The organism is Flavobacterium succinicans, assembly GCF_001662485.1.
Classification (GTDB): Bacteria; Bacteroidota; Bacteroidia; order Flavobacteriales; family Flavobacteriaceae; genus Flavobacterium; species Flavobacterium succinicans_A.
In genome coordinates, this window is sequence record NZ_JMTM01000004.1 from 35,356 (window position 1) to 47,086 (window position 11,731).

Genomic DNA, 11,731 nt, shown 5'->3' on the forward strand with positions numbered 1-11,731 from the left:
ATTAAAATGGGATTCTTGCTTTTGAAACTACAGATGAAGCTTCAAAATGTTGAGATAAATATTTTTGATAACCTACAATTCCAATCATTGCCGCATTATCTGTGGTATACTCGAATTTAGGGATAAACGTTTTCCATCCGTATTTTTGCTCAGCTTCTTTTAACGTACTTCGAATTCCTGAATTTGCCGAAACACCTCCACCAATGGCTACTTGTTTAATTCCTGTTTCTTTTACTGCTTGTTTAAGCTTATCCATTAAAATTGCAATAATAGTGTGCTGAATAGAGGCACAAATGTCATTTTTATTTTCTTCGATAAAGTGAGGGTTTTCTCTTTGATTTTTTTGAATGAAATACAAAATGGCAGTTTTTAAACCAGAGAAACTAAAATCCAATCCGGGTACTTTGGGTTTGGTAAATGAAAATGCTTTTGGGTTGCCCAATTGCGCGAATTGATCCACCAAAGGACCACCAGGATAAGGCAATCCTAGTATTTTAGCACTTTTATCAAAAGCCTCTCCAACAGCATCATCTGTAGTCTCACCAATAATGGTCATATCAAAAAAGCCGTCTACACGAACAATTTGTGTGTGACCGCCACTGATGGTCAAAGCTAAAAATGGAAATTCAGGTTTTTCAAATCCTTCTTCATCAATAAAATGAGCCAAAATGTGAGCATGCATATGGTTTACGGCTATCAAAGGAATAGAAAGTGCTGTGGCCATAGATTTCGCAAAGGAACTACCTACAAGTAAAGATCCCATTAAACCTGGGCCTTGGGTAAAGGCAATGGCAGAAAGTTGTTCTTTTGTAATATTGGCTTTCTTTAAGGCGGCATCGATAACGGGAACAATGTTTTGCTGGTGTGCTCTCGAGGCCAATTCTGGAACAACGCCACCGTATTGATTGTGAATGAGCTGATTAGCAACAACATTTGATAAAACTTGGTTGTTATTTAGAACCGCAGCGGCGGTATCGTCACAAGAGCTTTCAATAGCAAGAATAAAAACGTCTTGATTTTGCATAAAAAGGGACAATTTTTAAATATTATTTGATAAATGGCTGCGAAATTCTTTAATTTTACAGCCTGGTCAAAATTAGCTATTTTTTATGAAATGGCGGTTGGAGTCATTAGATTTATAGTATTATAAAGTAATATGCTTCTTCAAGTAATACTAAAGTTGTTATGTTTATCTAAAGAATGCTTAATATTTCTGCTATCAAAAAATTTAAAAAAATACTATTCCGATCAATTTTAGCACTTCTTTTACTTTTATTAGTAGCAGGTATTGCCCTTTCATTGCCTGCTGTTCAAACTCGAATTGCAAAAAAAGTGATGGATGATATCAATACCACTTACGGAACTTCCATGGTGGTAGATGAAGTTGCAATTTCTATTTTTGGAGGCGTAAAATTGAAAAAAGTTCTGATTTTAGACCATCACAAAGATACGTTGATTTATGCTAATCGGATAAAAACTAACCTTATCGGACTAAAGAAAGTAATTGACGGCGATTTAATCTTCAATGATATTCGGTTGGACGGGTTACTCTTTAATTTGAAAACCTATAAAAAAGAAAAACTCACCAATTTAGATGTTTTTATTGAGGCTTTTGAGACAGGAAAGCCTTCTACTAAGCCTTTTTTGATGACCGCTAGAGAAGCTTTTATATCTAATGGACATTTCATTTTGACCGATGAAAATAGAACCATTCCAAAGGATGTTGACTTTACGAAATTGAATGCTCAAATTAGTAATTTTAAAATCCTTGGTCCCGAAGTGCAAACCAATATCAATTTTTTGTCATTCAAAGATCATCGAGGGGTATTTGTGAAAAGATTAAGTGCGGCTTTTAGTTACAATAAAAAACGCATCCGACTAGAAGACTTAGATTTAGCTACAAAAGAATCTAGCTTAAAAGGTGATGTTCAATTAAATTACAAGATTGAAGATTTTTCAGATTTCAACAACAAAGTAAAATTTGATATTAATCTAAAATCGTCTTCCATTGCCTCAAATGATATTCGCTATTTTTATAACGAGCTCGGTCGCAATCTATTTTTTAATGCCCGTTCCAGAATTGAAGGAACGTTGAATGATTTGCGACTAACCGATCTTTCGCTGAGGGATCGAAAAGGCTCTAAAATTGTTGGAGCTTTAAACTTCAAAAATTTATTTCCTTCAAAATCACAGCAGTTTTATATGAAAGGTAGGTTCAAATCACTTACCACAAGTTATGATAATTTGGTCACTATTCTGCCTAATGTTTTAGGAAAAAGATTGCCTGAAATCTTGAAAAGACTCGGAAACGTTGATTTAGTAGGAAGTACAGCATTAACTACTGAAAACATTGAAGCCGATTTTGTAATGAAAACGGCTATTGGAACTTTAACTTCAGATTTGGTGATTGTAAACATGAATAAGTCCGATATAGCTAAGTATGTTGGTAATGTTAAAATGACTGATTTTGATTTAGGCGTTTTCTTGAACAAGAAAGATATCGGGCCAACCAGTTTAAATTTGAAAGTAGATGGAATAGGTTTTACTGAAAAAAGCTTAAATACGGTAGTTAAAGGCGAAGTTTCAAAAGCCATGTATAATGAGTATAGCTACAGTAATGTGATTTTAGATGGTCATTTCAAAATGCCATTATATAAAGGTAAAATTTCAATTAAAGATCCAAATTTAGCGCTAAATTTTGATGGCTTAATAGATTTGAGTGGAAAGCAAAATAAATACGATTTTCATATTGCCATTGATAAAGCACATTTACATCAATTGCATTTTGACAAAGAGTTAATTTCCAATTTCAAAGGTGATATTGTGGTTGATGCCACCGGTAATTCAATGGACAATGTCTTTGGAAACATTTACGTAAAAAACACTACATATCAGAATTCTAAGAAAACCTATGCCTTTGATGATGTGCATGTTGCTTCTGTTTTTGATGCAAATAATGTTAGAACCTTAACCATAAATTCTACAGATGTAGGTCAAGGACAAGTAGTTGGTAAATTTAAATTTAATCAATTAGAAGCTTTAGTTCAAAATTCACTCGGAAGTCTTTATGGCAACTACAAACCTATCCTTGTTGCTAAGGGGCAATTTCTCAAATTTGATTTTACCATTTATAATAAAATAATTGAAGTTTTATATCCGGAAGTAGTTTTGGCAACAGATGCTCGAGTTAAGGGGGTAATCAATTCTGACAACAAGGAGTTTAAATTGAATCTTAATTCGGAGAAGATTACAGCAGCAGGAACCACTTTGGATAATATAAGAGTTGCCATCGATAATAAAAATCCTTTGTTCAACACTTTTATAGAATTGGATAGCATAAAAACAGGAGTTTATAAAATCAGAGATTTTAGCTTGATCAATGTGACCATGAAAGATTCCTTAAAAGTGAGAACCGAGTTCAAAGGGGGTGAAAATGGGGAGGATCTTTATAATCTAAATTTGTATCATACTATTGATAAAAACAAAAACAATGTAATTGGTTTTAGTAAATCCGACATAAAATTTAAAAATTATGTCTGGAATTTGAACGAAGTTGATACTGAGAGTAACCAGATTATTTTTGATAAAACACTAAAAAATTTCGCAATAAATGATATTGTTTTGACTCATGAAGATCAAGAAATTGATTTGAGAGGATTGATTAAAGGGGACAATTATAAAGAATTGCATCTTAATTTTAAAGGGGTTGATTTGAAAAAAATTACTCCCTCAGGAAGTCAATTTGCTTTTAACGGTAATATCAATGGACAGGTAAATTATGAGCAAAATGGATTGGTCTACAAACCAACGGCCTCTGTAGTAGTGGACCGTTTAAAAATAAATGATGTTTTTTTTGGAGACCTAAATTTTGACATCGAGGGTGATCAAAGCTTTAAAAAATTCACCATTCATTCCAATTTAGAAAATGATCGTTTTGAATCATTTAGTGCTAATGGTCAATTTGAAATTGTAAATAAAGAAACCATACTTGATTTAGATATTAAATTAGATAAATTTAATTTGGCTTTCTTGAGTCCAGTTGGTGGAGAAGTTATTAAAAATATTAGAGGATTAGCTTCAGGAAATACCAAAGTACAAGGAACCCTAGCAAAACCCGACATAAATGGTCGTTTGTATTTAGAAGGCGCAGGGATGATTATTCCTTATTTGAACGTCGATTATGAATTGGCAGATAGAACAATAGTTGATTTAACTAATGAAAAGTTTTTGTTCAGAAACAATGCTATTTTTGATACCAAATACAAAACCAAGGGGATTTTGAATGGGGTTGTAGAACATAATCAATTTTCGGATTGGAAATTAGATTTGGCCATTAATTCTAAACGATTTTTGGCTTTAGATACAAAAGATTCTGAGGATGCTGCTTATTTTGGAACTGCTTTTATTGATGGAACTGCATCAATAAAAGGACCTGTTGATGGTTTATTTGTAAAAGTGGTTGCCAAATCAGAAAAAGGAACCTCGGTAAAAATCCCTATTAACAATACTGAAAGTGTTAGCGAAAATGGATTCATTCATTTTGTTACGGCAAAAGAGAAAAGCAATAGCAAAAACGGAATTTCAGAGCGTATAAGGGATTATAATGGTCTTGAATTAGAATTTGATTTTGATATTAATCCCAACGCGGAGGTAGAAGTAATTCTGGATAGAAACACGGGGCACGGTATGAAAGGGAAAGGATACGGATCTTTGTTATTCAAAATTAATACCTTAGGAAAGTTCAATATGTGGGGAGATTTTCAGGCTTACGAGGGGACTTATAACTTTAAATATGGTGGTTTAATCGATAAAAAATTTGCGGTTAAAAAAGGAGGTTCCATCATTTGGGAGGGCAATCCATTGAAAGCACAACTAAATCTTGAAGCGGTCTATAAAACATCTGCGAATCCTTCTGTTTTACTAGAAAATTCTTCTTTTAATACAAAGGTGCCAGTAGAGGTAGTGGTTGGAATTAGAGGGGATTTAGCTCGTCCTGAACCAGATTTTAATATTGTATTTCCAACAGTAAGTTCTGTTTTAGAATCCGAAATACAGTATAAATTGAACGATAAAGATACAAGACAAACTCAAGCACTATATTTATTGTCTTCGGGAAGTTTCTTGAGTGCTCAAGGGATAAGTCAATCTGATTTTTCGACCAGTCTTTTTGAAACAGCATCAGGTCTATTGGGGGATATCATTCAATCGGATAATGATAAGTTTAAAATTGGAATGAATGTAATTACAGCCGATAGAAGAGCGGGTCGAGAAACAGATGGACGTTTTGTGGCAACAGTTTCTTCCCAATTAAATGAAAGAATCACCATAAACGGAAAAGTAGGTGTCCCTTTTGGAGGGGTTAATGAATCGGCAATTGTAGGAGATGTCGAAATCTTATATAGGGTAAATGAAGCCGGTAATTTTAATTTGAGATTGTTTAACAAAGAGAATGATATCAATTATATAGGGCAAGGAGTTGGTTATACTCAAGGCGTAGGTATTTCCTATGATGTAGATTTTGATACTTTTAAAGAATTTGTTCAACAAATATTCAAAAAGCATAAATTGGTTATTCCTACCAAAACAACACCTATCGATGACGATTCCTCATTGTCACCAGATTATATTAATTTCAATAAATCGAAAAAGCCGGTTCCTGAAAAACCTAAGAAAAATCAAGAAGGTCTTATTCCTGAAGAAGAAGATTGATCATCTTGAAAAAGGGTTACTTAATTTGCGATGCTTTTTTTACGAAGGAAACGGTACTATCAACTACCTCTTTATCTCCCAAAATTTTGCGATGCCCAAGATTATGGGTCAAAAATAATGTTCCTTTTTGGCAGTGTTCATGTATATGAATGCCTGCCGAAACAGGAACTTCGGCATCATTGTGATCATGAATGACTAAGATCGGAATGGTAATTTCGGCAGCAGCTTTATAAGCAGAAAAATCATCCATAATAATGTTGTGCTTTTTTTCAAAATACGCTCTGAGATGATTACCAATCTTTGGGTTAATTTTTAATTTCAATACAAAATCATCAACAATATCTTGAACCACATCGCCACTTCCAATAACGGTTGCATTTTTTACGTTTAAGCCTCTTTTAATAGCATTAAGGGTGGACATTCCGCCTAGAGAGTGACCAATTATCGCTTCAAATGGTCCAAATTGTTGATCTATTTCTAAAATAGATTCGATAAAATCCGTCATTATGCTAGTTGAACCAGGTGATTTTCCATGGGCAGGCGCATCAAAACTAATGGTCGAATAGCCATTTTTTAGTAATTCTTCAGCAATCTTAAATAATTGTGTACCTCGGCCAGACCATCCATGTACTAAAAGTATTTTTTGATTCGAATCTCCAAAATGATAGGTCATTATTTTTTTGTCAATTGCTTTGACATCAAGAATATGTTTAGCACATTTTGAGTCCATATCATATTCTCTTTTCGGGGTCTTGTGTTTGATTGGAGTCACGAAAAGTTTTGCAGCAAAACGAGTAACTAATTTTGTCGAAATAAAAGCGAATAGTTTAGCAGTTACTATGATTATTTTTGGAATTCGCAAATTTTTTGCTGCATTAGTCTTTCTTTTAGGCATTTTGCTAATTTTTTTTTAAAAGTTGTAGTGAAGTTCTTTTTTACTAAATTTAAGAAACATAAAAGTACTATAAAATCTGATTTTTAAACCAATATTTTGAGTATTGTGAGAATATTTAGTGATTGTTGTAAGTTTTATGTAAGAGTATAATTTGTAATAAAAAGTAGGGTCTAATATTTTTAACTAAAAAAAATGAAGCAACAAAAAAAGAATATTATTGCAATTATTTTAGGTGGAGGGCAAGGTTCTAGACTGTATCCACTGACTGAGTTTCGTTCAAAACCAGCAGTACCTATCGGAGGTAAATATCGTTTGGTAGATATTCCAATTTCGAATTGTATGAATTCGGATATTTTTAGAATGTTTGTTTTAACACAATTCAATTCTAAATCCTTGAATGCTCATATCAAAAACACTTATAATTTTAGTATTTTTAGTCATGCTTTTGTAGACATTTTAGCTGCAGAACAAACACCTGATAACCCTACATGGTTTCAAGGAACCTCAGATGCTGTTCGACAATGTATGCCTCATTTTTTAAATCATGATTTTGAATATGCCTTGATTTTATCTGGAGACCAATTGTATCAAATGGATTTTAATGAAATGCTGGAAGCCCATATCGCCAATGATGCCGATATTTCTATAGCTACACTTCCCGTAAACGCTAAAGACGCACCAGAATTTGGAATTTTAAAGACGAATCATCAAAGTTTTATTGAAGCATTTATCGAGAAACCAGCCGCCGAGCTTTTGCCGGAATGGGAATCGGATGTGAGTGATGAAATGAAGCAACAAGGCAAGCATTATTTGGCCTCAATGGGGATTTATATTTTTAATAAAAAACTATTGGTGGAGTTGATGAAAAATCCGGATACTAAGGATTTTGGTAAAGAAATTATCCCTCAAGCCGTGGGCCATCAAAAAATACTCAGCTATCAATACGAAGGATATTGGACAGATATTGGAAACATAGAATCCTTTTTTGATGCTAATATTGGTTTGACCAATGATGTTCCAGATTTTAATTTATTCGACAACGATAATAAAATTTATACCAGACCTCGTTTATTACCCCCTTCCAAGTTTAAAAGCACACAAGTGGATAATTCTTTGATATCCGAAGGCTGTATTATTAATGCCAAAGCCATTATAAAATCGGTAATCGGTAACCGTTCTCGAATAGGTGAAGGAACCATAATTGAAAACTCTTATATTATGGGTAATGATTTTTATCAAAGTCTATCGGATATGAAAGAGGATATCGAAAATGATAATCAATTAATTGGTATTGGAGAACGTTGTTTTATTAATCATGCGTTGGTAGATAAAAATTGCCGAATAGGTAACGACGTGTATATCAATGGGGGTAAGCATCTCGCCAATTGTTCCGAAGATTTATACTGTATCAAAGATGGTATTGTAGTGGTTAAAAAAGGAACTGTATTGCCGGATAATTTTAGAATAGAATAATACAGCAAAGTATTATAAATTTATGAATATAGTATCAGTTTCTAGAGAATAGAAAATGATTTAATTTTTTTTAATATTATGCAGAAGCAAACTCGAATTATTATCGAAAATGTGATGCCTCAATTAGATGGAGGCACTCATTTTATCAAAAGAATAGTAGGTCAAACTGTCGCTCTTACAGCAGATGTTTTTTCAGACGGACATGATGTAATTGAATGTTGTATCAAATACAAACACGAAACTGAAAAGAAATGGCAAGAAGTGCGAATGTGGCCAACTTATAATGATGAATGGAATGGAAGTTTTAAAGTGGAACAGCAAGGTTTTTATAGCTATTTCGTAGAAGGATGGGTAGATTATGCATTGAATTGGCAACACGGTACTGAACGTAAAATTCAAGACCATCAATATGTAAAATCAGAATTGCTTGAAGGGGCAGAGTATATAGAAGCGATTATAAAGAAAGTCGATGCTTCTGAGAAAGACTATCTCAAAAAGGTAATGCAACTTTTCAAATCCGAAGCGGATTACAATGAAGCCGTAAAAGAGGCTACTTCTTATGAACTAAAAAGTATTTTTAAAAAATATCCTGTTCGTTACATAGAAAATAAATCCTCGGAACTAAAGGTATATGTCGATAGAAAAAAAGCATTGTTCAGTACATGGTACGAATTTTTTCCAAGATCTTCATCGGAAGAACAAGGGAAACACGGTACTTTTAAAGACTGCGAAAGATTGTTGCCTAGAGTAGCAGCCATGGGTTTTGATACCTTGTATTTTCCACCCATTCATCCTATTGGGGAAATCAACCGTAAAGGAAAAAACAACGCTACTAATGCACAGGAAGGTGATGTTGGTTCTCCATGGGGAATTGGTTCTCAATATGGTGGACACAAATCGACGCATCCCGAGTTGGGTTCTATAAAAGATTTTAAATCTTTGGTCAAAAAAGCTCAAGATTTGGGTATTGAGGTCGCGATGGATTATGCGTTGCAAGCGGCTCCCGATCATCCATATGTTAAAGATTTTCCACAGTGGTTCAAATGGAGACCAGATGGTACCGTACAATATGCCGAAAACCCTCCCAAGAAATACCAAGACATTCAACCCATTTATTTTGAAAGTACCGATTGGAAAAACCTTTGGAAAGAGTTGTTAGATGTGGCTTTATTTTGGATTGAAGAATGCAATATCAAAGTGTATCGTGTGGATAATCCACATACCAAACCGTTTTATTTTTGGGGATGGTTGATTGGTGAAATTAAGAAAAAACATCCCGATGTTTTGTTTTTAGCCGAAGCTTTTACGCGCCCAAAAATCATGAATGAATTGGCCAAACAAGGCTTTAGTCAATCGTATACGTATTTTACTTGGAGAAACACCAAAGCCGAATTAATCGAGTATGTGACAGAGCTGACGCAGTCTTCTCAAAAAGAATTTTATAGACCCAATTTTTGGCCCAATACTCCCGATATTAACCCGTTTCCTTTGCAAGGAGGAAACGAATCCATTCATTTGCAAAAGTACTTTTTGGCCGCTACCCTAAGTTCAAATGTGGGGATTTATGGACCTGTTTTCGAATATAGGATTAGTGCACCATTGGCTCCAGGAAAAGAAGAATACTTAGATTCTGAGAAATATGAGTTTGTTAAATGGGATTGGGATATTCAGAATAATTTAATCCACAGAATCTCCCAAATTAATGCGATAAGAAAGGCACAAAATTCGTTACAGCAGACCAATAACATTGTTTTTTGTGAGACCAATAATGATCAAGTAATTGCCTACTATAAATACGACGATAACAAACAGAATGAAACCTTAATGGTGGTGAGTTTAAACGATCAACAGATGGTTCAAGCCATGGTGCGTTTGCCTTATGCACAACTAGGAAATCAACCCATTCGTGTACACGATTTAATGACAGATGCAACTTATTTCTGGGAAAATGAATGGAATTTTATAGAATTACGACCTGATTTGCCTTTTCATTTATTTAAAATAATCAAGTAATGGTTGATAAAATTAACGAAGACGAATTCCAAAATCCGTTTGTTTTCAATATTGAATGGAAAAATGCTTTTGCTGAAGAAGATTTTGTGAAAATATTTTCATCGGATATACTCGAAAATTACATTATCAATAAACGATGGTATGGTGGAAAAGCCAGTACTTTAAAGTATATTGAAATTGTAGAATCGTTTCAAATTTCCTCAAAAAAACACACTTATTATGGGGTTTTGTTTGAAGTTAATTTTAAAGAAGCGTTCTACCAGCATTATTTTATGCCTATTTCGTTCATGTCGGAAGTCGATTTAGAAACCAATACAGTAATCGCTCCAGTTATTATGAATGGAGTTCAAGGTTATTTGGTCGATGCCCTTCATCAGGAGGATTTTCGTAAATTAATGTTTGATAACATTGTTCATCCTAACGCGAAAGTAAATGAAAAATTGAGTTTTCATTGTGGTTCCAAGTTAACACAAAAGACCTATCAAAGCTCGAAATTTATGGGCGTGGAGCAAAGCAATACGTCTATAATTTACAATGATACCTTGGTTTTAAAGATTTTCAGAAGGATTTATATCAATATGAATCCAGATTATGAGATAAGCCGTTTTTTGACGGAACGTATGCATTTTGAAAATTCACCAGCCTACACCGGAAGTATTAGCGTTATTTTGACTGAAGGAAATATCACCTTGGGATTAATGCAAGAGCTAGTTCCGAATCAAGGCGATGCATGGAAGTTTATGCTAGAAGAAGTAGATCGAATTTTTGAAAACCTAAGCTATCGCAAAATAAAAATTGACAAATTACCAGACGTTGAATTGTTCTCGAGATTACGATTGAATGATATTCCACACGAAATTATCGATTGGGCAGGGTTAAAGATTTTTTTACGCATTAGAACCTTGGCGACGCGTACGGCCGAAATGCATATTGCTTTAGGGAGTGATATTCATGAAACCGCTTTTACACCAATAACTTATAACGGGGATTATTCGGTATGGTTAAAGAATCGATTGACCTATCAATTTCAAAACCGATTGAATATTCTAGAGAATAACTTGCACAAACTAGATGGTTTGGCTCTGGAATTGGCGAATCAGTTTTTGGATCAAAAAAAGAACATTCGTAAAGTTTTCTTAGATTTTGATTGGACCAAAATGAAATCTGAGCGTATTCGAATACACGGTGATTATCATCTTGGTCAAGTATTAGTCAACGGAGAAGATTTTTTCATTTTAGATTTCGAAGGAGAACCAGAAAGCACCATTCGCGATCGAAAAGTAAAACAACCCCCATTGAAAGATGTGGCAGGAATGTTCCGCTCGTTCCATTATGCCATTTATGCTACGATTTTCAATAATAAGGACAAGTACAATTACGAACAAGCTGAACTATTTATGGCAGGAGAGTTGTTGTATAAATACTTTGTTGGTATTTTTTTACAAACGTACACCGAGGTCGCTCAAGGAGGGAATCTTAATATTGGTTACAAAAATGAAATTGACTTTTTACTCAAATATTGTTTGCTCGAAAAAGCGGTTTACGAATTAGGGTACGAATTAAATTCAAGACCTCGTTGGTCTGTAATTCCACTGACAGGAATTGCGAGTATTATGAATTTTGGAACAAAATAAATGACAG

At 33.9% G+C, this 11,731-nt stretch carries 6 protein-coding genes; 4 read left to right on the top strand and 2 right to left on the bottom strand.

All coding sequences use genetic code 11. The annotated features are described in order from the left end of the window. Position 1: 1 nt before the first annotated feature. Complete coding sequence (tsaD, locus tag FLB_RS00195; protein WP_064713947.1) at positions 2-1,024, bottom strand: tRNA (adenosine(37)-N6)-threonylcarbamoyltransferase complex transferase subunit TsaD; 1,023 nt, start codon at positions 1,022-1,024, stop codon at positions 2-4. A 176-nt stretch (positions 1,025-1,200) separates the two neighbouring features. Here tsaD and FLB_RS00200 point away from each other — a divergent pair, with 176 nt between their 5' ends. Beyond that, positions 1,201-5,709, top strand: coding sequence for a translocation/assembly module TamB domain-containing protein (locus tag FLB_RS00200; RefSeq protein WP_064713948.1), 4,509 nt, complete (start codon positions 1,201-1,203; stop codon positions 5,707-5,709). Between the two features lie 16 nt (positions 5,710-5,725). On the opposite strand, the gene FLB_RS00205 is transcribed toward FLB_RS00200, so the two are convergent. Next, complete coding sequence (locus FLB_RS00205; RefSeq protein WP_064713949.1) at positions 5,726-6,604, bottom strand: alpha/beta hydrolase; 879 nt, start codon at positions 6,602-6,604, stop codon at positions 5,726-5,728. Positions 6,605-6,796: 192 nt separating this feature from the next. Between FLB_RS00205 and FLB_RS00210 the strand changes: the two genes are divergently transcribed. From FLB_RS00210 to FLB_RS14295, 3 genes are all read left to right on the top strand, one after another. After that, complete coding sequence (locus FLB_RS00210) at positions 6,797-8,077, top strand: glucose-1-phosphate adenylyltransferase (protein ID WP_064713950.1); 1,281 nt, start codon at positions 6,797-6,799, stop codon at positions 8,075-8,077. Between the two features lie 78 nt (positions 8,078-8,155). Then, positions 8,156-10,090, top strand: a complete 1,935-nt coding sequence (locus FLB_RS00215; RefSeq protein WP_064713951.1) for an alpha-1,4-glucan--maltose-1-phosphate maltosyltransferase — start codon at positions 8,156-8,158, stop codon at positions 10,088-10,090. Then, positions 10,090-11,724 (top strand): hypothetical protein, encoded by a 1,635-nt coding sequence (locus FLB_RS14295; RefSeq protein ID WP_064713952.1) that lies wholly within the window; start codon positions 10,090-10,092, stop codon positions 11,722-11,724. The genes FLB_RS00215 and FLB_RS14295 overlap by 1 nt, the downstream gene beginning before the upstream one ends. The last annotated feature ends 7 nt before the right edge of the window (positions 11,725-11,731 follow it).

What these genes read in the sequence shown, in the direction of transcription:
- FLB_RS00210 (WP_064713950.1), top strand. Translation starts at nt 6,797, where the DNA reads ATGAAGCAACAAAAAAAGAATATTATTGCAATTATTTTAGGTGGAGGG.
- FLB_RS00215 (WP_064713951.1), top strand. Translation starts at nt 8,156, where the DNA reads ATGCAGAAGCAAACTCGAATTATTATCGAAAATGTGATGCCTCAATTA.
- FLB_RS00200 (WP_064713948.1), top strand. Translation starts at nt 1,201, where the DNA reads ATGCTTAATATTTCTGCTATCAAAAAATTTAAAAAAATACTATTCCGA.
- tsaD (WP_064713947.1), bottom strand. Translation starts at nt 1,024, where the DNA reads ATGCAAAATCAAGACGTTTTTATTCTTGCTATTGAAAGCTCTTGTGAC.
- FLB_RS00205 (WP_064713949.1), bottom strand. Translation starts at nt 6,604, where the DNA reads ATGCCTAAAAGAAAGACTAATGCAGCAAAAAATTTGCGAATTCCAAAA.
- FLB_RS14295 (WP_064713952.1), top strand. Translation starts at nt 10,090, where the DNA reads ATGGTTGATAAAATTAACGAAGACGAATTCCAAAATCCGTTTGTTTTC.